This is a genomic window from Nocardia sp. NPDC052316 (genome assembly GCF_044547795.1).
Classification (GTDB): domain Bacteria; phylum Actinomycetota; class Actinomycetes; order Mycobacteriales; family Mycobacteriaceae; genus Nocardia.
The window spans coordinates 65,264-91,838 of record NZ_JBIUBB010000010.1 but is presented as its reverse complement, the minus strand read 5'-3'; the positions used below and the strand labels follow the sequence as shown (position 1 = coordinate 91,838).

At 67.4% G+C, this 26,575-nt stretch carries 24 protein-coding genes; 12 read left to right on the top strand and 12 right to left on the bottom strand.

Annotated features, from left to right (window positions below):
- The first annotated feature begins 43 nt into the window (after positions 1-43).
- Together ACIHA7_RS37610 and ACIHA7_RS37605 are read left to right on the top strand one after the other, a co-directional pair.
- On the top strand, positions 44-1,552 hold the full coding sequence (locus ACIHA7_RS37610; RefSeq protein WP_397296505.1) for an aldehyde dehydrogenase family protein: 1,509 nt from the start codon (positions 44-46) through the stop codon (positions 1,550-1,552).
- A 38-nt stretch (positions 1,553-1,590) separates the two neighbouring features.
- Positions 1,591-3,297, top strand: a complete 1,707-nt coding sequence (locus ACIHA7_RS37605; RefSeq protein WP_397296503.1) for a DUF885 domain-containing protein — start codon at positions 1,591-1,593, stop codon at positions 3,295-3,297.
- Between the two features lie 37 nt (positions 3,298-3,334).
- Here the strand turns inward: ACIHA7_RS37605 and ACIHA7_RS37600 are convergent, their stop codons facing one another.
- The 3 genes from ACIHA7_RS37600 to ACIHA7_RS37590 all read right to left on the bottom strand — a co-directional run bounded on the left by ACIHA7_RS37600 (position 3,335) and on the right by ACIHA7_RS37590 (position 9,445).
- Positions 3,335-7,582, bottom strand: coding sequence for a MupA/Atu3671 family FMN-dependent luciferase-like monooxygenase (locus tag ACIHA7_RS37600; protein ID WP_397296502.1), 4,248 nt, complete (start codon positions 7,580-7,582; stop codon positions 3,335-3,337).
- Between the two features lie 235 nt (positions 7,583-7,817).
- A complete protein-coding gene (locus tag ACIHA7_RS37595; RefSeq protein ID WP_397296500.1) occupies positions 7,818-9,188 on the bottom strand; it encodes a DUF5933 domain-containing protein in 1,371 nt (456 codons plus the stop codon).
- 83 nt (positions 9,189-9,271) lie between these two features.
- Positions 9,272-9,445 (bottom strand): hypothetical protein, encoded by a 174-nt coding sequence (locus tag ACIHA7_RS37590; protein WP_397296499.1) that lies wholly within the window; start codon positions 9,443-9,445, stop codon positions 9,272-9,274.
- 90 nt (positions 9,446-9,535) lie between these two features.
- Between ACIHA7_RS37590 and ACIHA7_RS37585 the strand changes: the two genes are divergently transcribed.
- On the top strand, positions 9,536-10,048 hold the full coding sequence (locus ACIHA7_RS37585; RefSeq protein WP_397296497.1) for a hypothetical protein: 513 nt from the start codon (positions 9,536-9,538) through the stop codon (positions 10,046-10,048).
- Between the two features lie 6 nt (positions 10,049-10,054).
- On the opposite strand, the gene ACIHA7_RS37580 is transcribed toward ACIHA7_RS37585, so the two are convergent.
- Positions 10,055-10,813, bottom strand: a complete 759-nt coding sequence (locus ACIHA7_RS37580; protein ID WP_397296495.1) for a DeoR/GlpR family DNA-binding transcription regulator — start codon at positions 10,811-10,813, stop codon at positions 10,055-10,057.
- Positions 10,814-10,887: 74 nt separating this feature from the next.
- Between ACIHA7_RS37580 and ACIHA7_RS37575 the strand changes: the two genes are divergently transcribed.
- On the top strand, positions 10,888-12,099 hold the full coding sequence (locus ACIHA7_RS37575; protein WP_397296493.1) for an MFS transporter: 1,212 nt from the start codon (positions 10,888-10,890) through the stop codon (positions 12,097-12,099).
- 227 nt (positions 12,100-12,326) lie between these two features.
- Here the strand turns inward: ACIHA7_RS37575 and ACIHA7_RS37570 are convergent, their stop codons facing one another.
- Positions 12,327-14,396, bottom strand: coding sequence for a LuxR C-terminal-related transcriptional regulator (locus tag ACIHA7_RS37570; protein ID WP_397296491.1), 2,070 nt, complete (start codon positions 14,394-14,396; stop codon positions 12,327-12,329).
- 851 nt (positions 14,397-15,247) lie between these two features.
- On the opposite strand from ACIHA7_RS37570, the gene ACIHA7_RS37565 reads away from it, so the two are divergent.
- Together ACIHA7_RS37565 and ACIHA7_RS37560 are read left to right on the top strand one after the other, a co-directional pair.
- Entirely contained in the window at positions 15,248-15,451 is a 204-nt protein-coding gene (locus ACIHA7_RS37565) for a cold-shock protein (protein WP_107655522.1), read from the top strand.
- Between the two features lie 174 nt (positions 15,452-15,625).
- Entirely contained in the window at positions 15,626-15,820 is a 195-nt protein-coding gene (locus ACIHA7_RS37560; protein WP_397296489.1) for a hypothetical protein, read from the top strand.
- A gap of 12 nt (positions 15,821-15,832) precedes the next feature.
- On the opposite strand, the gene ACIHA7_RS37555 is transcribed toward ACIHA7_RS37560, so the two are convergent.
- From ACIHA7_RS37555 to ACIHA7_RS37540, 4 genes are all read right to left on the bottom strand, one after another.
- On the bottom strand, positions 15,833-17,887 hold the full coding sequence (locus tag ACIHA7_RS37555) for a phosphocholine-specific phospholipase C (RefSeq protein ID WP_397296487.1): 2,055 nt from the start codon (positions 17,885-17,887) through the stop codon (positions 15,833-15,835).
- Positions 17,888-18,070: 183 nt separating this feature from the next.
- Positions 18,071-18,556 carry a fluoride efflux transporter CrcB gene (gene crcB, locus ACIHA7_RS37550; RefSeq protein ID WP_397296486.1) on the bottom strand — a complete coding sequence of 162 codons (486 nt, stop codon included), beginning with the start codon at positions 18,554-18,556 and terminating at the stop codon, positions 18,071-18,073.
- 176 nt (positions 18,557-18,732) lie between these two features.
- Entirely contained in the window at positions 18,733-19,608 is an 876-nt protein-coding gene (locus ACIHA7_RS37545) for a sigma-70 family RNA polymerase sigma factor (RefSeq protein WP_397296484.1), read from the bottom strand.
- Positions 19,605-19,994 carry a VOC family protein gene (locus ACIHA7_RS37540; protein ID WP_397296482.1) on the bottom strand — a complete coding sequence of 130 codons (390 nt, stop codon included), beginning with the start codon at positions 19,992-19,994 and terminating at the stop codon, positions 19,605-19,607. Before ACIHA7_RS37540 ends, ACIHA7_RS37545 begins: the two co-directional genes overlap by 4 nt.
- A 189-nt stretch (positions 19,995-20,183) precedes the next feature.
- Between ACIHA7_RS37540 and ACIHA7_RS37535 the strand changes: the two genes are divergently transcribed.
- Positions 20,184-20,411 (top strand): VOC family protein, encoded by a 228-nt coding sequence (locus ACIHA7_RS37535; RefSeq protein ID WP_397296480.1) that lies wholly within the window; start codon positions 20,184-20,186, stop codon positions 20,409-20,411.
- A 5-nt stretch (positions 20,412-20,416) separates the two neighbouring features.
- Here the strand turns inward: ACIHA7_RS37535 and ACIHA7_RS37530 are convergent, their stop codons facing one another.
- The gene (locus ACIHA7_RS37530; RefSeq protein ID WP_397296479.1) at positions 20,417-20,776 is read right to left on the bottom strand and encodes an Rv2640c family ArsR-like transcriptional regulator; all 360 of its coding nucleotides are present in this window, start codon (positions 20,774-20,776) and stop codon (positions 20,417-20,419) included.
- Positions 20,777-20,878: 102 nt separating this feature from the next.
- Here ACIHA7_RS37530 and ACIHA7_RS37525 point away from each other — a divergent pair, with 102 nt between their 5' ends.
- The 4 genes from ACIHA7_RS37525 to ACIHA7_RS37510 all read left to right on the top strand — a co-directional run bounded on the left by ACIHA7_RS37525 (position 20,879) and on the right by ACIHA7_RS37510 (position 23,352).
- Entirely contained in the window at positions 20,879-21,394 is a 516-nt protein-coding gene (locus ACIHA7_RS37525; RefSeq protein ID WP_397296478.1) for an ArsI/CadI family heavy metal resistance metalloenzyme, read from the top strand.
- A 79-nt stretch (positions 21,395-21,473) separates the two neighbouring features.
- The gene (locus ACIHA7_RS37520; RefSeq protein WP_397296476.1) at positions 21,474-21,848 is read left to right on the top strand and encodes an ArsR/SmtB family transcription factor; all 375 of its coding nucleotides are present in this window, start codon (positions 21,474-21,476) and stop codon (positions 21,846-21,848) included.
- The gene (arsB, locus tag ACIHA7_RS37515; RefSeq protein ID WP_397296474.1) at positions 21,845-22,951 is read left to right on the top strand and encodes an ACR3 family arsenite efflux transporter; all 1,107 of its coding nucleotides are present in this window, start codon (positions 21,845-21,847) and stop codon (positions 22,949-22,951) included. The genes ACIHA7_RS37520 and arsB overlap by 4 nt, the downstream gene beginning before the upstream one ends.
- On the top strand, positions 22,948-23,352 hold the full coding sequence (locus tag ACIHA7_RS37510) for an arsenate reductase ArsC (protein ID WP_397296472.1): 405 nt from the start codon (positions 22,948-22,950) through the stop codon (positions 23,350-23,352). Before arsB ends, ACIHA7_RS37510 begins: the two co-directional genes overlap by 4 nt.
- 55 nt (positions 23,353-23,407) lie before the next feature.
- On the opposite strand, the gene ACIHA7_RS37505 is transcribed toward ACIHA7_RS37510, so the two are convergent.
- Positions 23,408-24,376 (bottom strand): fatty acid desaturase family protein, encoded by a 969-nt coding sequence (locus tag ACIHA7_RS37505; RefSeq protein WP_397296471.1) that lies wholly within the window; start codon positions 24,374-24,376, stop codon positions 23,408-23,410.
- A 346-nt stretch (positions 24,377-24,722) separates the two neighbouring features.
- Here ACIHA7_RS37505 and ACIHA7_RS37500 point away from each other — a divergent pair, with 346 nt between their 5' ends.
- Complete coding sequence (locus ACIHA7_RS37500) at positions 24,723-25,610, top strand: NAD(P)-dependent oxidoreductase (protein ID WP_397296469.1); 888 nt, start codon at positions 24,723-24,725, stop codon at positions 25,608-25,610.
- Here the strand turns inward: ACIHA7_RS37500 and ACIHA7_RS37495 are convergent.
- Positions 25,597-26,574 (bottom strand): AraC family transcriptional regulator, encoded by a 978-nt coding sequence (locus ACIHA7_RS37495; RefSeq protein ID WP_397296467.1) that lies wholly within the window; start codon positions 26,572-26,574, stop codon positions 25,597-25,599. The two genes, ACIHA7_RS37500 and ACIHA7_RS37495, sit on opposite strands and share 14 nt — an antisense overlap.
- Between the last annotated feature and the right edge of the window lies 1 nt (position 26,575).

The window sequence follows — 26,575 nt, the reverse complement described above, 5'->3', positions numbered from 1 at the left end:
ATGACGTCTTTCGTACCGCGGAGCGGTCGATAACACTGCGAGAGTGATCGAGAGACAGTCCGAGGTGGCGGTCGAGGCTTTCACCGCCGCGGTCGGGGAGAGTTTCGCGTCGTTCGATCCGGCGGGCGGCGGGGTGATCGGCACCTACCCGGTCCACTCCGCCGCCGAGGTCGGCGCGGCGGTCCGGCGGGCCCGCGCGGCGCAGGCGTCGTGGGCCGAGGCCGGGTTCGACGAGCGAAGGCGGGTACTGACCGCTTGGCGGTCGGCGTTGCTGCGGCGCCGCGGCGAGCTGGAAGATCTCGTGCACGCGGAGAACGGAAAGTCGCGGGCCGACGCGACCATCGAGGTGATCGTCGCGGTCCAGCACATCGACTGGGCCGCCAAGCACGCGCGCAAAGTGCTCGGCCCGCGGCGCGTGGCGTCCGGGCCGTTCATGGCGAATCAGGCGGCCTGGCTGGAGTATCGGCCGCTCGGCGTGATCGGCATCCTTGGGCCGTGGGACTTTCCCGTCTTCGGCCCGATCGGGACGGCCGCCTACGCGCTCGCGGGCGGAAATACCGTGGTGCTCAAGCACAGCGAGTACACGCCGCAGATCGGGGAGTGGCTGGCCGAGAGTTTCGGTCGCGTCGCCGGAGACGATCGGTTGTTCCAGACCGTCACCGGAGCCGACGCGACCGGGGAGGCGCTGTGCCGGTCCGGTGTCGACAAGATCAGTTTCACCGGTTCGTTGCCCACCGCGCGAAAAGTCTTGGCCGCCTGCGCCGAGACGCTGACCCCCGTGCTGGTCGACGCGGGCGCTTCGGACGCGCTGGTGGTCGACGAGGACGCCGATCTGGCGGCGGCCGCCGACGCGGCGGTGTGGGGCGCGATGAGCAATGCCGGGCAGGTGTGTATCTCGGTGGAGCGCGCGTACGTCCACGAGCGGGTCTACGACGCGTTCGTAGCCGAGGTAGTCGCGATTGCCGGGAAACTGAAAGCCGGTGCGGGACAACCGATCGGCCCGATCACGATGCCCGAGCAGGTGGAGGTCGTCCGGCAGCACATCGCCGACGCGGTGCGGCGCGGTGGCCGGGCGGTGGTCGGCGATCTCGACGGGATCGGTGCGCGCTACATTCAGCCGACCGTACTGGTGGATGTGCCGGAAGACGCTCTGGTCGTCCGGGCGGAGACCTTCGGGCCGGTGCTGGTCATCACCAAAGTCGCCGACATGGACGAGGCGCTGGAAAAGGCCAACGCCACCGGATTCGGCCTCGGCGGTGCGGTATTCGGCCGCGCCCGCGGCATGGACATCGCCAGGCGCATGCGCTCCGGGATGACGTCGGTCAACTCGGTGGTCGCCTACGCCGGCGTGCCCGCGCTCCCGTACGGCGGTGTCGGCAACTCCGGTTTCGGCCGCATCCACGGGCCGGACGGGTTGCGCGAGTGGACCGCTGCCAAAGCCATTACTCGCCAGCGTTTTTCGAGTCCAGTGCGGACGACGACGTTCACCCGCCGCCCGCTGGACAATCGGGTGCTCGCCACGCTGGCCCGAGTCCTCTACGGTCGCGGCTGACCTTGCCATGAGCGTCTCTTTCGAGCAGAGTCGGTGAAATGGACGAGACCACAGCCGGTTCGACCCCCACGCGTACCGCGCGCGGCATCGCGGACGCCTACGTCGACGCGCTGGCCGAGCACAATCCGCTGGTCGCAGCTCGCCTGGGCCGCCACCTCGACGACGATCGCCTCCCCGACCTTTCCCCGGCCGGTCTCGATGCGGCCGCCGCACTCGCCAGGGCCACCTTGGCCGAGCTCGACGCCGCCGAGCCTGCCGACGGCTTCCCGGACGTGGTCGAACGCCGCTGCGCCAAGCTGCTGCGTGAGCGCCTCACGGCTGAACTGGCCGTGCACGACGCAGGCGAACATTTCCGTGCGATCCGCAACCTGGCATCGCCGGTGCACGAGCTGCGCGAATTGTTCACTCTGCTGCCGACCGACACCGAGGCACAGTGGCAGGTCATCGGCCGTCGACTGCGCCGAGTGCCGACCGCGGTCGGCCAGTATCGGTCCACCCTGGCCGAGGGCATCGATCGCGGACTGCAAGCCGCGCCTCGGCAGGTCGGCACCGTCGTCCAGCAATTGGGCGAGTGGGTGGGGGACGAACCGGGTGGCTGGTTCGGCGAATTCGCCGGCGCGGCACCGGAATCGGTACGCGCCGACGTGGCTGCGGCCGCGGTCGAGGCCACAGCCGCCGTGGCGGAGCTGCGTGACTGGCTGCGCGATGACTACGCCCCCAAGGCTGTCGGCGTTCCGGACGCGGTAGGCCGCGAGCGTTATCAGCGTTGGGCCCGCTACTGGAACGGTGCCGACCTCGACCTCGACGAGGCGTACCGCTGGGCGTGGGAGCAATTCCACGAGGTCGACGCCCAGATGCGGGCCGAGGCGGACAAGGTACTGCCGGGCTCGACGCCGATGGAGGCCATGCACTGGCTGGAGGAAGAGGGTCAGGCTCTCGACGGTGCGGAGAACGCCCGCCGCTTCCTGCAGGACCTGATGGACACAGCGATCAACGATCTGCAAGGCACCCATTTCGACCTCGCCGAACCCTTGCTGCGGGTCGAGTCGATGATCGCGCCGCCCGGCAGTGCCGCCGCGCCGTACTACACCGAGCCCTCGCTCGACTTCACCCGTCCCGGCCGCACCTGGCTACCCACGCTCGGCCGCACGCGAATCCCGGTGTGGAGCCTGATCTCCACCTGGTATCACGAGGGCGTCCCCGGCCACCATCTGCAACTCGCGCAATGGATCTACGTAGCCGACCAGCTCTCGGTCTACCAGGTCAGCGTCGGCAACGTGAGCGCCAATTCGGAGGGCTGGGCGCTGTACGCCGAGCGACTGATGGACGAACTCGGCTACCTCACCGACTCCGGCCACCGCCTCGGCTACCTCAACGTGCAGATGCTGCGCGTACTCCGCGTCATCCTGGACATCGGCCTGCACGTCGGCCTCGACTACCCGGCCGACTCGCCGTACCGCCCCGGCGAGCCGATGGAGCCCGGCAATGCCAGAGAGTTCTTCGGCCGCTACTACGGGCAAACCGAGGACTACCTCGACAGCGAATTCACCCGCTATCTCGGCTGGCCGGGCCAAGCGATCGGCTACAAACTCGGCGAACGCGCCTGGCTACGCGGTCGCGCCGCCGCGGCAGCCGCCGCCGAGGCCCGCGGGGAGAGCTTCGACCTGAAGGCTTGGCACATGGCGGCCCTGTCCCAAGGTTCCCTCGGTCTCGACGATCTCGTCACCGAACTCGCCGCACTCTGAGAGCCGTTCCACCGCTCGGTAATTCGCCGGCCCCCAGCTAGATGACCGCCAACTCGCGGCCGACCTTGGCGAAGACCGCGAGAGCGCGGTCCAGGTGGTGGGTTTCGTGGACCGCGGTGACCGTGGTGCGAATCATGGCGCGGTGGGCGGGGACGGCGGGGGCGAGCACGCAGTTGGCGTAGACGCCTTCATCGAGAAGGTGTTTGGCGAAGCGGAGGCATCGGAGTTCGTCGCCGATGAACACCGGGACGATCGTGGTGCGCGAGGTTCCGGTGTCGAAGCCCAACTCGGACAGGCCTTTGCGCCAGTGGGCGGAGAGCTCGCGCAGTTTTGTCATGCGGGTGGGTTCGGCTTCGAGAATGTCGAGCGCGGCGGCCGCGGCGGCGACAGCGGGGGGCGGGATAGATGCCGAGAAGAGTTGGGCGCGGCCGTAATAGCGCACCCAGTCCATCAGGTCGTGCGGGCCGGCCAGCCAGCCGCCGACGGAGGCGAGACTCTTGGATAAGGTGCCGGTGAGGATGTCCGCGACGCCGGGGAGGCCGAGTTCCTCCTCCACGCCGCGGCCGGTCAGCCCGATCATGCCGAGGCCGTGGGCGTCGTCGACCGCCAGGGGTACGTCGTGGCGGTCGCAGACGTCTCGAATCTCGGCCAGGCGGGCGATATCGCCGGACATCGAGTACACGCCGTCGACCATGACCATGGCGGGGAGCCCGCCGAGCTCGGTGCGGAGCTTGCGGTCGAGATCGGCGATGTCGTTGTGCCGGAACTGGATCAGCCTGCAGCCGCCGATGGCGGCGCCGTCATAGATGGAGGCGTGACACTCCTCGTCGACCACCAGCACGGTGCCCGCGCCCATGAAGGCCGACAGGAAGCCGAGATTGGCCTGGTAGCCGGTGGTGAACAGGAGTGCGTCCGGGCGGCCGAGGAAGCGGGCGAGTTTGCGTTCGAGGGCACCGTGCGCCGGGGTCGACCCGTTCATCAGGCGGGAACCGGTGACGCTCGGGCCGTCCTGGAGTGCCGCGGTCGCGGTCGCCTGCCTGACCCGTGGGTCTGCGGTGAGGCCGAGATAGTTGTTGGAGCCGAGCATGATCAGCTCGCGGCCTTCGTAGCGGCAGGTGGCGCCGTCGGAGGCGCTCAGGTCCGGATAGAACGGCAACAGGTCGGCCGCGCGCAAACGGCGGGCGAGGTCGAAATCGCGGGCCTTGGCCAGGACGCCGCCGCTGTTGCGGTGGGCCAAGGCGTGCCGGTCGCGGATGGACGCGCCGAGGTCCTGCTGTGCGGCCGGGCGGGTTGGCGCAGTCGTGCGGATTGGCTGAATTGTATTGGTGGTACGCAGCTTTCGCAAGTCGGCCAGATGTCGTAGCCCGCCGAGCACCTGCTCCTGGTCGACCCCGAAATCGACAAGACAGGCGATCTCGTTCACGCCTGCCGCGGCCAACTCGTCGATCAGTTCCGCAGCACGTTGCGGTGTGCCCAGCAGAGCGCTGGTGTGGAAATACCGAGCGAACGCGTAGTCGAGCACCCGATCCTGCTCGGCCTCGCTCAAGTTGTTCAACGGTTCCGCGCCCCGCCGCCACAGGTCGACCGAGTCGCGAAGGTAGTCCTTGAACGGCTGCTCGACCACCTGCCTGGCCCTCTGCTCATCGGGGTCGAGGAAGGTGTGCAGCATCAGGGTGACATGGCCGGCCTGCGGGTCGTGCCCGTGCGCCGCACGGGCTTTGCGATAGGCCTCGATCTTGGTGCGCAACTCGTCGACATCCTGGAACAGGAGCGCGGTGAGCACATTGGCGCCGAGCTCCCCGGCCTGTTCGAAGCGGCCGATCCCGCCGCTACAGGTGATCCACATCGGCAACTCCGGTTGGATCGGCGGTGGGAAGGTGCGAACCTCGATCTGTTCGCCCGCGCCGTTGGGCAGGGTGAGGGCCTCCCGCCGCCACAGCCGCCGGACCTTGTCCGCACCGGACAGCATCACCTGTTCGCGGTCGGGGTAATCCGCTGCGGCCAAGACGAAGTCGTCGGGATTCCATCCGGTGGCGAACGCGATGTCGACGCGACCGCCGGAGAGATTGTCGACCACGGACCAGTCCTCGGCGACGCGCACCGGATCGTGCAGCGGCAGGACGACACTGCCCGCGCGGATCCGAATCCGCTGCGTCGTGCGCGCGAGGACCCCGCCCAGTACCGCCGGATTGGGGAAGAGCCCGCCGAACCGATGGAAGTGCCGCTCAGGCAACCAGATCGCGCGGAAATCGTGCTCGTCGGCGAAGGTCGCGCAATCGAGGAACAGGCCGTATCGGTTCGCGTTCTCCGGGTCCGCGTCGCTGGCGAAGAAGAACAGACTGAATTCGACTGGCGAGCTGGGCGACTCGACACTAGTGACGATTTCGGGCATCGGCTCCCTACCTGAAACCTGATCGATGATTTCAGCCGCCAGGTCGGCGACGGTCAGCCCTTGGAACAACTTCTCGGCGGAGACCGGATAGCCGAACTGGCGCTCGACATAAGCGCCGAACTCGCTGGCCTTCACCGAATCCAGCCCGAGCGCGGTCATCGGCTTCTCGACATCCAAGGTGGCGGGCTCGACACCCACTTGGTCCGCCATCCACTGGGTGAGTTGGTCGAGCACAGAAGACTCTGCCGCCGTGTTTTCGGGATGGCTGAGAAACATGTCTCTGGCTTTCAGTCGCTGCACCTTGCCGCTCGTCGTCCTCGGCAACTCGCCAGGGGAGAGGAAGACGACGCGATGGGTGTCCAGCCCGTAGGTGTGCGAGATCGTATGCCGGATAGAGGTTTCCAGCTCCTCGAGGCGCACATCGAGCTTCTCCGCGTCGACCTCCAGCAGCACTGCGAGCGCTTCATCGCCGTCGACGTCGAGTCCGACCGCCGCGCACCGCCCACGGCGCAGTGCGGGATGCGCCGTCTCGATGGACCATTCGACGTCCTGCGGCGCGATATTGCGGCCACGGATGATAATCAGTTCCTTCACCCGCCCGGTCACGAAAAGCTCGTCGTCGTGCAGGAACCCGAGATCGCCGGTGCGCAGGTAGGTGGCCGGATCGCCGGGCAGCCGGGCATGGAACGCCTCCTCGGTCTCCGCCGGCTTGCCCCAATACCCGTCGGCGACACTCGGCCCGGCCAGCCAGATCTCGCCGATCGCACCGGGTTCGAGGCGGGTGTGCCCGTCCAGATCCGCGATGATCGCGCTGCCGCCGGAGACCACCCCGCAGCTGACCACGTCACGCCCGGCGAGCTGCGTCGACCGCACACCCGCACCGCGCGGGGTCACGCTGACGAACAGCGTCGACTCGGCCAGACCGTACCCGGGCAGCAAGCTTTCCGGCCGGAAGCCCGCCGGTGCGAAATGGTCGGCAAAGCGTTGCAGCGCACGGGGATTGATCGGCTCGGCGGCCACGAACGCGACCTCCCACCTGCTCAGATCGAGCGCGGCGGCGTCCTCGGCAGACACCCGGCGGACGCTGTAGTCGTAGCAGACATTGGGTCCGCCGCTGGTGGTTCCGCCGTGCTCGGAGATGGCGCGCAACCAGGTGAGCGGATCCCGGATGAAGGCCTCCGGCGACATCAGCACCACCGGGAAGCCCGCGTAGAGCGGCTCCAACAGCCCGCCGATGAGCCCCATGTCGTGGTGCGCGGGCAACCAGATGACGCCCTTGCTCTCCGGGGTGTGCCCGAACGCATCCTCGATCAGGGCGAGATTGTGCGTCAGGTTCGCGTGGCTCACCATCACTCCGCGCGGTGCGCGCGTCGAACCGGATGTGTATTGCAGGAAAGCGGTTTCGTCGGGAGCCGGTGCGTAGGTCTGGTCGAGGAGGTGTCCCGATGGTTCGTCGCTGCTGAGCCAGGCCAGGCGGGCCAGCGGCGGGTACTGCGCGCTCGCCGCCCGCAACTGATCCAGCACCGCACGCGGTGCCAGGATCGCCGACGGTGCGCAATCCACCGCCAACGCCGCGAACGCCGACATATCCGAGAAGACGGCTCCGGGTTGATGATTCGCGATCGGAACCGGAATTCGCCCTGCCGATATACAAGCGAAGAACGACGTCAGAAACTGCGGCCCGAATACCGAGACAACCAGCACCCGGTCTCCCGGCGCACCGACCGACCGCACTTTCGTCGCAAGATCCGCCGCCGCGGTGTACACCTCGCGATAGGTGAGCGTTTCCACCGCACCGCCATCGGACAGATACGTATACGCCGCCCGATCAGGCGTTTCCGCCGCCCGATCGCCCAGTATCCCCAGCAAAGTCGTCCCACGCTGCCCGGCCACCGCATCTCCAACCCCGCAACCGTGGGCATAGGCGGCGCACCGGCCAGCAGCGCACAGGTCTCACGATCACTCGTCTCGACTCGACATAATCCACGACCAGTGAACGTGCACCCCCGAACCCGAACAAGCCCTCAGAACATCGGGCACCAGAACCGGGTAATTCGGCACGGACCACGGCACGACGAATTCCGCCACCGATCCGTGCCCGTGCCCGTGCCCGCGCCAGCGCATTAGCTCAGCGCAGCACCGAACTTTCGACAGCTGCTTCGGTTTCCAACGCTTGCCCTTTCCTGGGCCGGGTCGGCGCGAACCAGGTGGCGTAGAAGGTGGCGGACAGTGCGGCGAGCATGGCCAGCAGGGCGAAGCCGGCGAGGAGGGGGTGGGCGGCCATGGTGGGGGCCAGGTAGCGGGTGGCGAGGAGGGTGGCCGTGAAGGTGGCGATACCCAAGGCGACCACGCGGATTCGGTAGTGGTCCCAGCCGCGGTCGGGGTCGCGCAGGACGGACTCGACGGTGAGGCACAGTGCGGCGCCCGCGATGAGATCGACGCCGTAGTGGGCACCGAGCCCCAGGGTCGCGATGAGGGTGCAGACCAGCCAGAAGGTGCCGCCGTAGCGCAACCACCGCGGGCCGCGGCGGGAGTGGATGAACAGCGACAGCGCCCACGCGGTGTGCAGTGACGGCATGCAGTTGCGCGGCGTGATGCCGTCGAACGGCATCGGTCCGACCGAAAACGGCAGCGGCGGCACGATATCCGGCCAGACGTCGGCGATCTCCAGGCCGTTACCCTGCGGCCCGAAGGCGAGAATCGGCCCGACAACAGGGAAGAGCACATAGAAGAGCGGCCCGATCAGACCGAGCGCCAAGAAGGTTCGCACCAGGTGGTGCCGAGGCCACTCGCCGGTGGTCACGTTGCGCAACTGCCAGACGGCGACGACGATGGCCGCCACCGGAAGCTCGAAATACACCCAGCGCACCACACCCAGCGGCACCGGTCCGGCGATGTCGAGCACATGCCCGACGAACCAGGAGGGATTGCCGAGCGCGTGGTCGGCCAGTTGCGCGTAGGGATCGAGAACCCTGGGGCAGACCCACGCGGTGATGTCCAGCCAGATCTCACCGATCTTGGTCGCGAGGATCAGCAGGGCACCGAAAGTGATGGCACGCAGGGCCGTTCGGCGTCGCTCGCCGGACCAGCGCACCGCGGCGATCACCGCGAGCGCGGTGAGCACGATGGTCGGTCCGTTGCCGACGGTGAACAGCCTGCCCTCGACCGCCCGGATCACCACGAAGATCACGTCGATGGCGATCGCCGCGGCCAGTGCGGTCACCCGGACGCGGGTCGTGACGCCGACGAGCGCGAGCAGGAACCCCGCCCACGAGGTGGTCGCGGACTTCGGCCTGCCCACGTAATCGCGGAACAGGCTCGTCAGCGGGCCGAGCGCGTTGATGTGCGCGGCGATGAGCTCGCCCGCCACGAGCACGAGCACCGCGGCGGCGATGCCACACCAGATGACCGACGACCGAACGCGACGTTCCGGGAGGCGCGCGGCGCCCGCTTGCTCGGCGGGTGGGGGCGAACTTCCCGGCGCGTCGTGAATAAGCATTCGGACATCGTAAACACGGTGTGAACGTGACCATGCGCCCGCGTGAACGCGCGCCGCCCACGCGGGCGCGGCAACCTACCGGCTCATAGCACCAGGGCAAGAGCGGAGATGATGCCGAGGCTCGCGGTCGCGGTCGCCCCGACCGAGTTGATGATCACCACGCCCGCGGTGACGATCGCGTTGAGCAGCGATTCGAGTGATGCTGTGCCCCGCTCCAAACGCGGCCTCGTGGCGCGATGTGTCGTTCTCACAGTCATGGCCCCCGCCTACCCGGCGGCCTCGGGCCCAAACGGGGCACCTGGCTATCCTGACCATCGTTCAAGGCTTGTTGATCAAGGTGGGTGGCTATGCGGAGTAGGGACATCGAGTTCGCGGCTCGATGGTGGCAGTGGGCCATGGCGATACCCGCCGATCGGAATCCGGTCAGTGATGAGACCGGAGAATTCGCGGGTGAGGAGCAGCCCGCGGACGTCTGGTTTCTGGCGGGCACGTTCGGCGGCAAGGTCAGCAGGAAGTGCGCGGTGCCGTTCGGCCGTCCGATCTTCTTCCCCGCCTTCAATATCCTGCAGAAGTCGTCGCTGTTCGCCCGGCGGGTTCCGGTGATTCCCACGGCGAGCGGGCACGCCGAGCTGAACGGGGTCTCCTTGCCGCTGCGGGAAGTCGCCAACCGCAGCCCGTTCCTGGTCGACGCGGTGCCCGACGCGCCGTTCGGTCCGGCGGGCCGCTACCGGGCGAACGCCTGGGGGCTCTGGTGTCGGCTGGACGATCTCCGTCGCGGTGACTACATCCTCACCCTCGGCGGTGAGTACGAGCCCGGTGGTTTCTGGGTCGAGGTCACCTACGACCTCGAAATCGTCTGAGGCTTTTCACACTCTCCGCACCGTGACGCCAGCGGCGGCCAGCGCGTCGGTGTCCTCGGGCGCGGCGGTGTGGTCGGTGACGACGGCGTGCAGGGCGGCGGCCGGTGCGACGAAGGCGAGGGCGGTGCGAGCGAGCTTCGCGGCCTCCGCGACCGCGATCACGCGGCGGGACGAGGCGATCGCGGTGCGTTTGACGGCGGCGTCGTCGAGGTCGTAGGCGGTGAGTCCGTCGGCCGCGGTCAAGCCGCAGCAGCCGAGGATCGCGGTGTCGAAACGCAAGGCGGCCAGCGACGCCAGGGTGAGCGGGCCGGTCAAGGCCAGCTCGCCGGGGCGCGGCTTACCGCCGGGCACCAGCAGTGTCAGCTGGGGTGCGTCGGTGAGCGCGTTCACCGCGTGCAACGACAGTGGCAGCACGGTCAGGCGGCGGTGTGCCAGTGCGCGAGCGACTTCGAGGCAGGTGGTGCCGCTGTCGAGCACGACCGACTCGCCGTCGGCGATGAGCCCGGCGACCTCGGCGGCAATGCGCCGCTTGAGCTCGAGCCCCTCGTGCACGCGCATGGCGAAGGGGGGTTCTTCGCCGCGCAGCAGCAGGGTGCGTGCGCCGCCGCGATAGCGCTCGAGGACGCCTTGGCTCGCCAGAGTCTCCAGATCGCGGCGGATGGTCATCTCCGAGGCGCCGGTGCGCTCGGCCAGTTCGGCCACCCCGAGCTGGCCCGCCTCGCGCACGGCTTCGGTGATCTGTTTCAGTCGGTCTACGCTCGCCACAGCTGTTATAGAACACTGGTCGTGTTAGAAAATCAATCTTTCGAACATTAAACATGTGCGTTATGTTCGAAACTATGCAGAGATCGTTGCGGGTCGCTCGACTGGCCACGTTCGCCTACTTCGCGTTGAACGGCTTCCTGATCGGGATCTGGGTCGTCCACATTCCCGCCGTCGAGCAGCGGGTCGGGATCGGGCACGCGACGCTCGGCTGGCTGTTGCTGCTGCTCGGCGCGGGAGCCTTCGTCGGCATGCGGCTGGTCGGTCCGCTCGCCGATCGATTCGGTGCCCGCATCGTCGTCCCGGTGAGCGCGGCACTGTGCGCGGCCGCGGTGGTCCTGCCCGGACTGTCGACGAACGCCTGGACCTTAGGGGCCGCGCTGCTGGCTCTCGGATTCGGCAACGGCTGCCTGGACGTCGCCATGAACGCCCACGCCGTCCAGGTCGAACACGAATACCGGCGATCCGTGATGTCCGCGTTCCACGCCACCTATTCGCTCGGCGGTGTCCTGGCTGCGCTGGTCGGTGCCCGCACGCTCAGCTGGGGTTGGAGCCCCGCGACCGCGCTGGGGCTCGCGGCATTGCTCGGCCTCCTCAGTGCCGCAGCGGCGGCACCCGCCCTGCTGCGAACCGAAAAGCCTTCCGCCGCCGAGGTTTCCGCGGTAGGGGAGCGGCGGACCACACCACGGCGCATCTGGTTCCTCGCAGGTCTCGCCCTGCTGCTGATGCTGTGCGAAGGCGTGGCCAACGACTGGAGCGCCCTGCACCTGCGCGACGTGCTCGCCGCACCCGCCGCCACCGCCGCCCTGGCCTACGGTGCCTTCGCCACCGCCATGACCGTCGGCCGACTCCTCGCCGACCGCGTCGCCACCCGCTTCGGCCCCGTCGCCGTCCTGCGCTATGGCTCAGCCCTCGCCGCCCTCGGCCTGCTGGCCGCCGCCCTCTCGCCCTGGATCCCGCTGGCCCTGCTCGGCTGGACCATCTTCGGCGCCGGCCTCTCCGGCTGCGTCCCTCAACTCTTCAGCGCCGCAGGCCATGCCGACCGAGCCGCCGCAGGCGCCAACGTAGCCCGCGTCGCTGGCCTCGGCTATCTAGGCGTCCTAGCCGGCCCCGCCATCATCGGCCCCCTCACCCACCTGGCCCCCCTCAACATCATCCTCCTACTCCCCGTAGCCTTCTGCGTCCTGGCCGCAACCACCGCCAACGTCCTACGCCCCAACCAACTTCAACCGCACAGTCCACTTCCGTCACCCCATACCAGCCCACCCACTAAACTCCCGGCTCCATAAGGCGATCATCATGGTGCTGCCCTGAGGTCGTCATTGTTGGCGGTGGTGAATCATGTTGTCGCCCTGCGGGCCGGTCACAGCCCTAACTCGTGCTGGCGGTGGGCGCCCGCATACGCCCGCGCCACCGCGACGCGCTGCATCTGACCACCGGACAACCCGACTGTGCTTCGTCACTAAGATGGGCGAGTTCGCTGCCCGCGGTGCAGGCGTGCGGTTCGCGCCGACGATCAGCTGAGCAGATCATCCGTGCGCATCGCGAAGCGCAACTCGGATCGACTGCTTACCTGCAACTTTCGGAATACTCGGGTGAGGTGTTGTTCGACGGTGCTTATCGTGATACCGAGCTGATCGGCGATGTCCCGGTTGCGTTCGCCGTTCACCGCGAGCGTGGCCACCCGCAGCTCGGCGGGGCTCAGAGCGGTCCGGATCTCCGCCGGCGAACGGACCGAGACGGGCGGGCCCTCGGCTGCGGCACTACCGGACAACGGTTTCGTGCCGCACCGGCGGGCCAGGCGGTCGGCGTTGCGGTGTAGTGTGCGGGCACGATCCGCCTCCCCGATTCGCTGATACGCCTCCGCCAGATCCTCCAGTACCACGGCGATTTCGAGTTGATCGTCGTGTGCCCGCGCGATCGCCTCCGACTCGTGCAGCAGGGCGAGTCCGTCCTGCGGCGTGCTCGCCGCCGCGAGCAGACGCAACGAAACACCGCCGGTCCGGTGGGCGTCGGCGCGCCCCAACCGACTGATGTGCAGCTGCGCGTAGGTCCGCGCGTTGTCCATGTCACCCATGGTCGAATACGCCTGCGCCATATCGTTTCGCCACGGCACCAGCACGGGCAGGTCGAGCTGCCAGCGCTGCATGAGCTCACCGCACGTGCGGAAATCCTCGATGGCGTCGTAGAACCGGTGCGTCGCCAGATGAAGATGGCCGCGGGCGTGCAGATAACGCAGTCCGAACCGGGAGGCGAACATCGGCGGTGGCACGGCCCGATCGAGCTGTGCCTGTGCCTCGCGATACCGCCCGGCCGCGGTCAGCGCGCGGATCAGGGTGGCGACCGGACTGCCGATCCAGGTGCCGAGATTCTTGGCGGCCACCTGATTCAACGCGCGCTGCGCGTAGTGCTCGGCCGCGGTCAGGTCACCGCGGCGCAGCGACACCTCGGCGCGCAACCCGGCGAATACCGACTGCCAGGTGGGCGCGCAGCGGGCATTCGCCTCGGCCAGCAAGACATCACACCAGGTCTGGGCGAGGTCGAGCCGTTCGGCGTGCACCAGTCCGTCGATCGCGATGGCGAGCGGCTCGACGGTCGCGGGGTTCAACCGATGCTCGGTCAACAGCTCCTGAGCGGCAATCGTGATGCGGCCGAACGATTCTCGCGCGGTGATCGCGGACAGCACTGTCGTGCCCTGCCGGTCGGCCGACGCGGCATCGGCTCCGGTGTCCTGAGCGGGTTCGATTTCGCGCGGGCCGTGGGTCGACACATCCGGATAGGTATAGGCCAGCCAGGCATGGAGAAAGGCGACCTCATCGGAGTTGGAGTCGGTGGTCGCCGGGCGTTCGAGTGCCTCGAGGGCGACCCGTGCGTCATCGATCTGTCCGTGCCACAGTTCGTAGCGAATCAGGAAGGGCAGCATGTGCCTGTCGAGCAGGCCGGTCCGGGCGGCAACGGTGGTTCGCGCGTAGCTTCTGGTAGCGGGGGAGGGATTGACCTGCCATTCGATCGACAAGACGCGCCCGGAGAGTTCCGCGCGGTCGGCGGCGCTCGAGCTGACGCGATAGGCGAGCGTCAGGCACTGGAGCGCGCGGTAGATCTGGTTCTGCAACATCGCGTCGTCGGCGGCGGCGCGCAACACCGCCGATGCCCATGGGTAGCGCGCGTAGCCGGCACCGAGCAGGAATTCGGCCACCGTTGGCGGAGCCTCGTCGTCGAGGTGTAGTAGTCCGGCGGCCCGATGGAAGAGACTTTTTCGCGCGTCGACCGCAATGTGCCGGAGCACGCGCTCGCGAAAATCGGGTTGATGGAACCGGGTTGTCGTGGCGTCGATCAAGCCTGCTGCGGACAGGCGACCGAGGGCGGGCTGGATGGCGGATTCCACGGTCTCGAGTAGCGCGGCGACGCGGGCGGGAGTGGCGGACTCATCGAGTACGGCGATCGCCTGCGCGATCCGCGACCCGGCGACATCGCCGATCGGTAAGCGAGCGTTGCCATTCGAGCCGTGGCGTTCGGGACGGTGCAGCGCGACTCCGGGCGGCAGCGCGGACCCGGCCGCGCAATTCGGATGTTTTGTGGAATGCATTCGACTCACTTGTGCCTCCAGCGTGTCGCGCCGATCGCCCTGCTGAAATAGGTGAGGGTCGCTCCACAGGGAAATGCGGGAACGTGGTCGACCTCGATCGGCTAGCATTCCCCACCCAATCTTGCGTCACACAGTGCAGCCCATGCCGAACACGACTGTCAAGATTCCACGGCACTCTGCATCCGAATCGGCAACACCCTGTCATATTTCCGGAAAAATGAACGAGTTTCGAATCCGCGCTGGTCGGCGCCGTGCGCGGTGATCGCGAGCCACCCGCGGGCCCAGGTGCTGGACGGTCGGTTACTTCTACAGTGCGCGCAATGGCCGGCCGTGGATCAGGATGAAGTGCGCACGATTTCCATTGAAAGTGTAGCGCCGAATGGGGTCGAATATCGTGCCGGTGATGAAGCTGGTCGGTACTGCTTTCCGGTATTCCCTGATTCCAATGCGGATGCGGCCGCGCGTCCTCGACGATGCGGAGCTCGCACGTCATCACAGACCGCGACACCAACCGGCAGGGGTCCGGGCGGCGCGGAGTAAGCCCTGAGGCGTGTCGGACAGTGCCGAAGGTGATGCGTGCGCTGCAACCGACGTTCTGCGAGGAGCGTATGACCAGGTCAGCGTGCCGGGGTCCGATCGAAATGCCTTGGGCCGCAAGATGTTGCCACCCATCACTGGGCGGTCCACGCGGCCGAACGGGCAGCCCGTCGCACAGCCGATCAGTGTCGGTTAGCTCACATACCGGGCTATTTCGTAGGGTTTCCCGCCGATCCGTGACATGGTAGTCCAGTGAGATCAAGCTTATCGACCTGATTCGTTTGGCTCATCTACAGAAAAGATGAAGTAACACAATGGCTCAAGGCAGTGTGAAGTGGTTCAACAGCGAAAAGGGCTTCGGCTTTATCGCACAAGACGGTGGCGGCGCTGACGTGTTCGTCCATTACTCCGCCGTGTCCGGCTCGGGATTCAAGTCCCTTGAAGAAGGACAGCGCGTGGAGTTCGAGGTCGGACAGGGACAGAAGGGGCCGCAGGCCCAGGACGTCCGCGCAATCTGATCGGCGCAGCGTAAAGAGCCCCGCACCCACTGGGTGCGGGGCTTTTGCGTTGTCGGCGTGCGTTTCCGGGAGCGGTCCCGCGATTCTCGTCCGCAGCGCCCGGCGCGGCGGTATCGTCGGCGGACCTGAGGCAATGCCTCTGCTCGGAACCGCTTTCCCGCCGAGGAGGTCGCAATGCGGCGACGCATCTCACTCCGCCTGCTGTGGCGCCATGTGCTGGGTGGCCTGGTCCTGTGCGGCGCGTGCGCCGGTGGATCGGCCCGCTGCTACACCGAATGGGCGCGCGCGAACCCCGTGCCCCGGCCGTCGGCGCAGTGCTGGGACTGGTCCATTCCGCATCAGTGGTACGACGCGGCGCATCGCCGGTGACGGGGCGACGGCTCAGCCGGTGACGCTCGGCTTGCCGCTCTCGATGTGCCCGCGGAAGTGGCGCTGGTAGGCCGGGTCGATGTCCACGGTCAGCGAGAGGTCGTACCAGCCGTTGCCGTACTTGAGCGCGTTCCAGGTGTCGGTGGTGGTTTTTCCGGGCGCGATCGTGAAGGTCCATGGCCCGTCGGAGCGGTAGCTGTTCGCCTTGACCGTGACCACGGCCGGTGCCGTGCCCTTGTTCGTCATCGACAGTTGCAATTTGTTGTCGGCGGAGTAGGCGGCGGTCACCTCCAGCGGCGAGGTCGAGGTGCCGCTCATCCGCCAGAGAAAGCGATTCGGTCCGTGGATCGCGATGCCGTACTTCTTGTCGGGGTAGCTCTGGACGCTCCAGGTATCGGTGACGGTCGCACCCGATTTCACGTCGTAGCGCCACGGTCCGTCGGTGCGCCCATCGGCTCGATACGCCGCCAGCTGAATGTCGGCCGCACCGGTGTTGCGGAAGGTCGTGGTCAGTGCGCCGGCGGCGGTGAGCGTTCCGTACGCGACGGCGGCGTAGGGCAGGGGCCGGGCGGGCCTGGTGCCCGATTCCTGCTCAGGCGGGCGCTGGCTCCCCACCGCGGGCGGCGCGGGCTTGGGCAGTTTGCTCTGCGTCGCATCGGCTTGCGCCCGAAGGGCATCGGCGTCGGGCAGCCTCGGCACGGTGGCGTCGGTCTTGCCGAAGTCGAAGCAGCCGGTGAGATCACCGCAGATGGAGCGGCGCCACGCGGAGATGTTGGGTTCCTCGACGCCGGTCCACTTCTCCAGGAAGCGGATCACCGAAGTGTGGTCGTAGACTTGCGAATTCACCCAGCCGCCGCGACTCCACGGTGAGATCACCAGCATCGGTACCCGGGGTCCGAGGCCGATAGGCTGTCCGTTGACGTATTCGCCGGGTGTGCCGGGTGGTGCCATCGGCGGCGGGACGTGGTCGAAGAAGCCGTCGTTCTCGTCGAAGTTGATGAGCAAGGCGGTGGAGTTCCACAGTTTCTGATTGCCCCACAACGCTTTCAGTACGGCCTGGGTGTAGGCGGCACCGTCGGCGGGGCGGGCGGCCGGGTGTTCGGAGTAGCCGTAGGGGGCGACAACCCAGGAGACCTGAGGGAGGCGTCCGCCGGAACAGTCGGCGATGAAGTCCGCCAGCACATGGTCGACCTTCTTGCCCTGCCCCGAATCGGGTTTCCAGTTCTGTTCGCCGAATACCTTTGCGCGCGCGGCGAGCTCGGTGTTCTTGGGATCGTGGTAGGCGTGGAACAGCCACAGCGGGTTGTCGCCGTAGTCGCCGACGAAGGGGTGGCCGCCGGAGTCGTCACCCACCTCGTCGTTGGCGTAGACCTTCCACTTGATTCCCTTGTCCGACAGGCGTTCCGGATACGTGGTCCAGCGATAGACCGGCTTGTAGTTGGCCGGGTTGTTGATCGCGGGCCCGCCGTACTGTCCTGCCGCATCGATGGTTCCGGTCCACTGATAGAGCCGGTTGGGTGTGGTGGGACCGAGGACGGAGCAGAAGTAGTGGTCGCAGACGGTGAACGCGTCGGCGAGCGCGCGGTGGAACGGGATATCGGCCTCGGTGAAATAGCCCATGGCCATCTCGCCCTTGGCCGCGGTCCAGCCGTCGCTCCAGCCGCCGCGGACCGCGCGGTGCTGATCGTCCCAGCCGTGCGGCAGGTCGCCGAGGTCCTGTCCGTCGACCACCGCGGTGTCCACGTGGAACGGCAGCAGGTAGCCGCCGTCGGGGCGGCCCGGATCCGGCTGGAAGTAGACATTGTTGCCGTCCGCCTTGATCACGGCGGTGGCGTCGCCCAGTCCGCGCACCCCGCGCATCGTGCCGAAATAGTGGTCGAACGAACGGTTCTCCTGCATCAGGATCACCACATGCTCGACGTCGTCCAGCGACCCTTTGCTGCTCGGCGCCGCGAACGACTCGGCCATGCCGGACGGCAAGCCCTGCAATCCCCCGCCCAACGCCGCCGCACCGAGCGCCCCACCGATGAATTTTCGCCTGGGAAAACCTGGACCTACCTCGGGCACAGCAGTCCTCTCGATCCGACAGGTGTCGACGTGCAGAGTAAAGAATGTTCGATTGCTATAACCATCCCCGATATTTTCGGCCGGAAGCAAATGGGTAGTAAACATGCCGTAGCGGAGAGCCGAAGGGGCGAGGGCCAAGCGGTGCGGGCCGAGTACTTCTCGACGGCCCGCCGGATGCGTTGGTCACCGCGAAGCCCGGGCGAGGCGTGCTGCCGCACGGGTACAAGTGACCGCGAGGGCGGTGGCGGTCAACGCCAACACCAGCGTGGCGACCAGGTAAGCGACGGCGACGATGACCGTGTGCAGGTCGAGCAGCCCGTGAATGTCGTTGGTGTAGGTGGAGAAGGTGGTGAAACCACCGAGTACGCCGACCCCGAGAAACGGGCGGACCAGCGGGTGCGCCGGGCGGACTTCGGTGACCACCACCATCAGCACACCGAGCAGGAAACTGCCGACGACATTGATGGTGAACACCGCCCACGGGAACCCGCCCGGCGGTGTGGGCCAGGCCAGCGTCAGGCCGTAACGGGACACACTTCCGAGCGCGCCGCCGACGGCGACAACGGCGAGTATCGCGCCATGCTGGTTCCCAGCCCCGTGCTGCTGTTCGACGTCACGCAGGTCGATGTCGGACTCGACCGAAAGGGTCGGCGGCGGTTCGATGCGCACAGCTGTCTCCTACTCCATAGCCGCCCGAAAGCGGGGTGATGGGGTAGGGACTGTTGGCCGGCGATGCCGCGGTTGTTCCGGATCCGGTGCCCGGAGCGGCGAGCCCCACCGCCGCACCACCTATTCTATGCGGTCCCCGCTACCGCACAGCATCGGGTGTCCGGGCCGACACCGACTCAGGCCGGGGCAGGCAAGTGGATCGAGCTGAGCTTGGCAGGGTCGATGACGATATGGATGGCGGTGATCCGGGCTTCGACGACCGTGAAAACGATGACGGACAGCGGAGTTCCGTCGGGGCGCCAGGACATCTGGCCGGGGACGCCGTTGACCAGCACCCGGCGATAGCGGGCGGCCTCGCCGGAGAACATGCGGGCGCCTGCGGCGACCTCGGTGGCGCCGAGTCTGACGACCACGCCGTCGGCGGTGTCGACGGTCAGCCGCACATTCGGGTCCAGGACGCGCAGCAGCGCTTCGAAGTCGCCGCCGAGGGCGGCGGCCCGGAAGGCTTGGACGACGTCGTGGTGTTCGCGGCCGGGGCCCGCCGCCCGGTCCGTGGACTGGACCTTGCGGCGGGCGCGGCTGGCGATCATCTTGCTGGCGTCGGCGGATTTGCCCAGGATGTGGCCGATTTCGTGGAACGGCACCGCGAACATGTCATGCAGGACGAACGCGAGCCGCTCGCTCGGGGTGAGCGAGTCGAGCACCACGAGCAGGGCGAGGCCGACCGAGTCGGCCAGCGCCACTTGCTCGTCCGGCGCGGGGCCGTCGTCGGGCGTCACCACGAAGTCCGAAAACTCCTGCCCGTAATGGGTTTCGGGGCGGGCCTGGCGAGAGCGCAAGAGGTCCAAGCTGATTCGGCCGACCACCGTGGTCAGCCAGCCTGCCAGGTTGCCGATGGTCGCCGCGTCCTGGCGGACGAGGCGCATCCAGGCTTCCTGCACCACGTCCTCGGCGTCGGCGTGCGAGCCGAGCACGCGGTACGCGACGGCGCGCAGCCGATCGCGCTGGGCCTCGAACGCTTCGGCTATCGAGCCGCTGGGGTGGGCGGTCACGGCTTCGGCGGTTGACGGAGCGAGATCCGGTTGCCGTCCGGGTCTCTCGCCTCGACGCGGATCCCGAACGGGTAATCCTCGGGCTCGGGCTGGGTGAACGTGACGCCGCGCTCGCGCAGGATCTCGAAATCCTTTCGCAGGTCATCGGATTCGAGGACGACCGTGCCGGGTGCCGACTGTTCCCCTTCGCCCGGCTGCCCCGAACCCGCCGCATGCCGCCACAGAATGATCTGTACCGGGCTATCGGGAACCCCGACGGTGAGGAAACGTCCCTCGGGCCCCGTGAAGTCGATCCGCTTCTCCAGGCCGAGCCCCGCGGTGTAGAACTCCAGCGCGCGATCCTGATCGGTGACGTTGATCGTCACGTACATAATGTTGGTGAGCATCGTGTTCTCCAGTTTCGTCGGTGCGTCGACCCTGTGCATTTGGGCCGACACACCTATGACGAGTGGCGGCGGGCGAAGGTAACAGGGCTGGGCGCGACGATGAATTTCGCGCCGTCGGACCGTCCCTACCGCTGAGGTCTGTACCCCTTCGGAAGGACCGGCTGCTTCATAGTTATCGGCGAAGGCGCGGTGCCGAAGATGGAACCGGGCTCGGTCAAAGGTCTCCAGCTGGTCGTGCCCGATATCGAGCAGGCGCACCGGGAACTGGTGGCGCGCGGTGTCGCGGTCAGCGATATCCAGGTGCTCGGCCAAAACCCTTCGCCCACAACGGATCCCCTCGGCAACGTCGGCTTCCTCTTCTTCGAGGACCCGGACGGCAACAGCTGGGGCGTGCAGCAGATCTCCTCGCGCGGGTAAGCGGCTCAGGGGCAGCAGTTCGGATCGAGCACGAGGCACAACGCGGAAAGGGCGTCTCGGCGAGCGCGATGGTAGGTGTTCATGCCGCGCCGCTCGGAGACGATCAGTCCGGCGTTGCGCAGCTGGGTGAGGTGGTGGCTGACGGTGGACTCGGCGAGCCCGACGGTGCCTGCGAGATCGCCGGTGTTCTCCTCGCTGTGCGGGGAGGTGAGCAGCAGTGACATGAGCTTCACGCGAACCGGGTCGGCGATGGCTTTCAGTCGGAGCGCGACCTCCAGAGCCGCGGCGTCGTCGACCGGTCCGGCAGCGACGGGGGCGCAGCACACCGGGGCGGACATGTCGATCACGGGCAGTGCCTTGGGCATGCCGACAACTCTACCGAGCTTATTGACATATGTCGAAAAGGTGGTGCAGACTCAGTCGTACCACTTCTTCGATATATGTCTCACAACCTGGAGGTTGCTGCCATGTCCCGTATTCAGCTCGCACTCAACGTCGATGACCTCGATCAAGCGATCGCGTTCTACTCGACGCTCTTCAACACCGAGCCGGCCAAGCGCAAGCCGGGGTATGCGAACTTCGCCGTCGCCGAACCGCCACTGAAGCTGGTGCTCATCGAGAACCCCGGTTCGGGCGGCAGTCTCAACCACCTCGGTGTGGAGGTCGAATCCTCCGGGCAGGTGCACGGCGAGATCGCGCGACTGTCGCAGGCCGGGCTGTTCACCGAGGAGCAGATCGCCACGACCTGTTGTTTCGCCACCCAGGACAAGGTGTGGGTGACCGCCCCGGATGCCGAGCGGTGGGAGGTGTACACGGTGCTGTCCGACAGCGAAACCTTCGGCACCGCACCCGAACTCGCGACCACGGACGCCGAGGCGACGGCGGTGTGCTGCGGTACGGCCGAGGAGGCCGCTGCCGAGGGGGCGTGCTGCGGCGCCGAGGCGAAGGACAAGGCGGTCGCGTCGGGCGCGGGCTGCTGCTGATCGGCAGCTCGCGCCGGGGTGGGTGAGTTCACCGGAAGTTCGCTTGCGTTCCTGATTCGATATCCGTCAATATCGATGCATGTCGAATCAGGGACCCGCGCTGCCGATGGCCGCACCCGGGTGTGCGCCCACCCCGCAGGCTCGTCAGCCGCTGACCGCTGAGGCCGCCGTCGAGCTGGCGGCGCAGTTCAAGGCGCTGGCCGATCCGGTGCGATTGCGGGTGTTGTCCGCGGTCGCGGCCCGAGCCGGCGGCGAGGCCTGCGTGTGCGAGGTGTCCGACGGTATCGACGTGACCCAGCCGACGATCTCCCATCACTTGAAAGTGCTGCGCGAGGCGGGATTGCTGACCAGCGAACGTCGCGCGTCGTGGGTGTACTACCGGGCGGTTCCCGAAGCGCTGCAACGGCTTTCGGATGTACTGGCGGCGGAGGCCGGTCTGGTGGCAAACGCGTGAGCGCCGCGACCGACCCGCCCGCTGTCGTCGGCAAGCTGTCCACACTCGACCGGTTCCTGCCGGTCTGGATCGGTGCGGCCATGGTGGCCGGACTATTGCTCGGCCGGCTGGTTCCGGGGCTCGGTGACGCGCTGTCCGCGGTGGAGATCGACGGGATCTCGCTGCCGATCGCCCTCGGGTTGCTGGTGATGATGTATCCGGTGCTGGCCAAGGTGCGCTATGACCAGCTCGACAGTGTCACCGGCGACCGGCGCATGCTTGCGGGCTCGCTGATCCTGAACTGGGTGGTCGGGCCTGCGCTGATGTTCGCCCTGGCCTGGCTGCTCTTGCCGGATCTGCCCGAATATCGCACCGGGCTGATCATCGTGGGGCTGGCGCGCTGCATCGCGATGGTGATCATCTGGAACGATCTGGCCTGCGGTGACCGCGAAGCCGCCGCCGTGCTGGTCGCGGTGAACTCCCTGTTCCAGGTGGTGATGTTCGCGGTGCTCGGCTGGTTCTACCTGTCGGTGCTGCCGGGCTGGCTGGGCCTCGAGCAAACCCGGATCGACACCTCGCCGTGGCAGATCGCCCAATCGGTACTGATCTTCCTCGGAATTCCGCTGCTGGCCGGATACCTGACCCGCCGCTTCGGCGAGAAAGCCAAGGGCCGCGCCTGGTACGAGTCGAGCCTGCTGCCGGCGATCGGGCCGTGGGCGCTCTACGGGCTGCTGTTCACCATCGTGATCCTGTTCGCCCTGCAGGGTAAGCAGATCACCGCCCAGCCCCTCGATGTCGTACGCATCGCCGTCCCGCTGCTGGCCTACTTCGCACTCATGTGGGGCGGCGGCTACGCCCTCGGCGCGCTGCTCGGCCTGGGTTACGCGCGCACCACCACGCTCGCGTTCACCGCGGCGGGCAACAACTTCGAACTGGCCATCGCCGTCGCCATCGCCACCTACGGCGCATCCTCCGGGCAAGCGCTGGCCGGGGTCGTCGGCCCGCTCATCGAGGTGCCCGTTCTCGTCGGCCTGGTCTATGTGTCCCTTGCTCTGCGAAAACGCTTCCGCTCCAACGTATCCACGGACCCACATGCCGAGACCGAACAGGTGACCCGATCATGACCGTGCCCAGTGTGCTGTTCGTGTGCGTGCACAACGCCGGACGCTCCCAGATGGCTCAAGGCTTTCTGTCCCATCTCGCCGGCGACGCGATCGAGGTCCGTTCCGCCGGGTCCGCGCCCCGCGACACCCTCAATCCCGCCGCGGTCGAGGCCATGCGCGAGGTCGGCATCGATATCACCGGCCAAGCACCGAAAATCCTTACCCCCGATACGGTCGAAGCGTCCACCGTGGTCATCACCATGGGCTGCGGCGACGCCTGCCCCTACTTTCCCGGCGTCGACTACCGCGATTGGAAGCTCGACGACCCGGCGGGCAAAGGCATCGACGCCGTCCGGCCTATCCGCGACGAAATCCGTTGGCGTGTGGAGAAACTCATCGAGGAACTGTTACCTGTGCGGTGATGGCAGGCACCCGCTGCGGAGCGAGTGCCTGCTTTTTCGATGCCGAGCTTGTGTTTCAGTGATTATGTTGTGGCCCTTCGGCATCCGGATTGCGCAGGGGCGCGCCGACGTGGTGCAGGTGTCGCAGCGCCTCGCGGTACGAGGCGATCAGGCCCGTTTCGTGGTAAGGCACGCCGATCTCATTGCAGTAGTCGAGGACGATCAACCGGGCGTGCCGCAGATTCGGGGTCGGCATGCTCGGGAACAAGTGGTGCTCGATCTGATAGTTGAGCCCGCCGAGCGCGAAGTCGGTCAGCGCGCCACCACGCACGTTGCGGGAGGTCAGCACCTGGCGGCGCAGGTAGTCGGGGCGGTCGTCGCCGGTCAGGGTCGGCATGCCCTTGTGGTTCGGGGCGAAGATGCAGCCCATGTACAGGCCGAAAAGGCCTTGGTGCACGGCGAAGAAGGCCAAGGCTTTGTCGGCGGGCAGCACCGCGAACAATGCGGCCAGATAGACGGCGAAGTGGCCGAACAGCAGTGCGCCCTCCCAGCCGCGGTGTTTCACCGAACGATCCTTGAGCGCACGCACACCGGCCACATGCAGGTTCAGGCCCTCCAGCAACAGGAGCGGAAAGAACAGGTACGCCTGCGCCCTTCCGATGAGCCGCGGCAGACCACGGCTGGATTTCGCCTGCTGCTGTGACCAGACCAGGATGTCGGGCGCGACATCGGGGTCGAGCTCCTCGTGATTCGGGTTGGCGTGATGGCGCGTGTGCTTGTCCTGCCACCAGCCGTAGCCCAGGCCGATGCCCGCGTTGCCGACGAGTCGTCCCACCAGCTCCGTCGGCTTCCGTAGCCGAAAGACCTGGCGGTGTGCGACGTCATGCATGACGAGTGCGATCTGCGCGAACGCCACCGCCATGAACGCCGCCACCAGCAGCGTCCACCACGAATCGCCGATCTGGACGAAGGCCACCCACCCGGCCACGAACGCGACCCCCACGAGACTGAGCCGCACGGCGTAGTAGACGGGCCGTCGGTCCATCAGCCCCGCTTCGGAGATCCGACGCAACAGACGGGCGTAATCGCCGCGGTGTGCTGACCGGGGCGATGACTCGGGGACCAAGGCAGGTGTCGTCATAGATCTTCCTGAGAGATGAGCCTGCGACACCACCTCTTGTGCCGACCCCGTTGGCCGGTCGATGACGGAGCGCCGCTGTCGATACCCCGAAACTATCCGCTCGAACCTCGTTACTCGTAATCCCCTGGTATGACATGAGATCGGACTGTGGGGTGAGATCGGACCGGCGTGGTCCGTACGCCTTTTGCCGGCTATTGATCGATTCCTGCGCTTGACCTGAAGATGGGTTGAGCTTCTAGCGTCATGTTTCGTGAGTGAACATGAGAACGTAGAAGCGGTGTCGGTCGCGGTTCTAGGGTTGGGTGAGATGGGGTCGGCGCTGGCCGCCGCTTTGCTGGCGGCCGGTCATTCGGTCACCGTGTGGAACCGGTCGGAGAGCAAAGCTCATCCGCTGGTGGCCGAGGGGGCGCGATGGGCGGCGACGCCGGAGGTGGCCGTCGGCGCGGCGGAGGTAGTGATCGTCAATGTCAAGGGTGGCGCGGTGGCGGCCGAGCTGTTGCGTGCGGCAGGCGCGGCCTTGGCGGGGCGAGCTGTGGTCGATCTGACCGACGGCACGTCCGAAGAGTCCAGGGCCACCGGGCAATTGGCGACCGAGTTCGGCGCGGACTACCTGCACGGCCAGATCATGACCATTGCTCCTGCCGTCGGCTCACCGGATGCGGTGGTGTTCTACGGCGGTCCTCGGCCCGTGTTCGACCGATACGATGCGTTGCTCCGGGCCCTCGGCGGTCGCGCCACCCATGTCTCGGCCGACCCGGGTGTCGCCGTGCTGTACGGGATGGCCGTCCACGACATCATGTGGGGTCTGCTGAACGGATTCCTGCACGCCGCAGCGCTTCTCGGCAACGCAGGTCTGCGGATCGGCGACTTCGGCAAGCTTGCGGAGCCGTCGCTGTCGGCGCTGCCATCACTGTTCCCGATGCTCGCCGACGAAATCGATCGCGCGGAGTTCGCCACACCGTACGGCGCACTCCAGCATCATCTGCCCTCGCTGGAGGATCTGATCGCCGAAAGTCGAACGCGCGGAATCGACCTCGATCTGCCGACCTACACCAGAAACCTCGTCGCCGAGGCACTGGAGGCGGGTCACGGGCACGATAGCTACGCTCGGCTGGTGGAACGCTTCAGTCGCCGATAGTCGCGCGCACGGGTGCGCGGGCGGCCTCGGGTGTGGGTGGGTCGACAGGAGCGCGTTGCGCTCGCCGGAAACGGCCAGGGGCTACCCCGAAGTGGCGCTTGAAGGCATTCGAGAAGGCGAATTCCGAGGTATAGCCGACCTGTTGGGCGATCGTGGCCAATGGCGCGTCGCCGTCGCGCAGCAGGCGAGCCGCGATATTCAGTCGCCACCAAGTCAGGTAGGCCATCGGTGACTGGCCGACGAGTGCGGTGAACCGTTGTGCGAAAACGGTTCTCGACATCCCGATCGTTGTGCTGAGTTCCTGGACGGTCCATGGGCGCGCGGGATCTCGGTGCAGGTGGTTCAGTGCCGAGGCCACCGTAGGGTCGGTGAGCGCCGCCAACCAGCCGGAGTCGGGGCGGTGCGCGGCCTCCTCGTCCAGCCAGGCGCGTAACAGGTAGACCAGGAGCAGGTCGAGCAGAGCGGGCAGGGTGGCGTCGGAACCGGGGCGGGGCTCGGTCAATTCGGCGGCGAGCAGGTCGACGGCGTTGCGCAGCGCCGGGTGGCGGCCGGGCCTGGCCGGGAGATGGACGATCTCCGGCAGTGCGCGCAGGAACGGATGCGCCTGGCCGCGGTCGAGCCGGTAGGCGCCGCACAGCAGCAGCGTGTCACCGGGGGCGGCGGCTTCGGTGAAGTCGTCGAGTAGACCGGGACCAGGCTGCGGGCCGAGCGGCAGCGTTGCCGCCGCTCGGCCGGGGCGGTCGCTGACGCCGTGCAGGCTGCCGTGCGGCAGGAACACGACATCGCCTGCGGCGAGCTGGATCGGTGTGCCGTCCACCGGCAGCAGCCAGCAACTGCCGCGCAGGACGAGGTGGAATCCGGCACCCGGGTAGGGGCCGAATCGGTTGCCCCACGGACCGTTTCGCCGGGTCCGGGTGAATTTCGCCTGCCCGGCTCGCATCGTCGCGATGACATCGCTGAACACA

Coding starts and splice junctions, on each gene's coding strand:
- ACIHA7_RS37605 (WP_397296503.1), top strand. CDS start 1,591: ATGGACGAGACCACAGCCGGTTCGACCCCCACGCGTACCGCGCGCGGC.
- ACIHA7_RS37595 (WP_397296500.1), bottom strand. CDS start 9,188: ATGCTTATTCACGACGCGCCGGGAAGTTCGCCCCCACCCGCCGAGCAA.
- ACIHA7_RS37590 (WP_397296499.1), bottom strand. CDS start 9,445: ATGACTGTGAGAACGACACATCGCGCCACGAGGCCGCGTTTGGAGCGG.
- ACIHA7_RS37585 (WP_397296497.1), top strand. CDS start 9,536: ATGCGGAGTAGGGACATCGAGTTCGCGGCTCGATGGTGGCAGTGGGCC.
- ACIHA7_RS37575 (WP_397296493.1), top strand. CDS start 10,888: ATGCAGAGATCGTTGCGGGTCGCTCGACTGGCCACGTTCGCCTACTTC.
- ACIHA7_RS37570 (WP_397296491.1), bottom strand. CDS start 14,396: ATGCATTCCACAAAACATCCGAATTGCGCGGCCGGGTCCGCGCTGCCG.
- ACIHA7_RS37565 (WP_107655522.1), top strand. CDS start 15,248: ATGGCTCAAGGCAGTGTGAAGTGGTTCAACAGCGAAAAGGGCTTCGGC.
- ACIHA7_RS37560 (WP_397296489.1), top strand. CDS start 15,626: ATGCGGCGACGCATCTCACTCCGCCTGCTGTGGCGCCATGTGCTGGGT.
- ACIHA7_RS37540 (WP_397296482.1), bottom strand. CDS start 19,994: ATGCTCACCAACATTATGTACGTGACGATCAACGTCACCGATCAGGAT.
- ACIHA7_RS37530 (WP_397296479.1), bottom strand. CDS start 20,776: ATGCCCAAGGCACTGCCCGTGATCGACATGTCCGCCCCGGTGTGCTGC.
- ACIHA7_RS37525 (WP_397296478.1), top strand. CDS start 20,879: ATGTCCCGTATTCAGCTCGCACTCAACGTCGATGACCTCGATCAAGCG.
- ACIHA7_RS37520 (WP_397296476.1), top strand. CDS start 21,474: ATGTCGAATCAGGGACCCGCGCTGCCGATGGCCGCACCCGGGTGTGCG.
- ACIHA7_RS37510 (WP_397296472.1), top strand. CDS start 22,948: ATGACCGTGCCCAGTGTGCTGTTCGTGTGCGTGCACAACGCCGGACGC.
- ACIHA7_RS37505 (WP_397296471.1), bottom strand. CDS start 24,376: ATGGACCGACGGCCCGTCTACTACGCCGTGCGGCTCAGTCTCGTGGGG.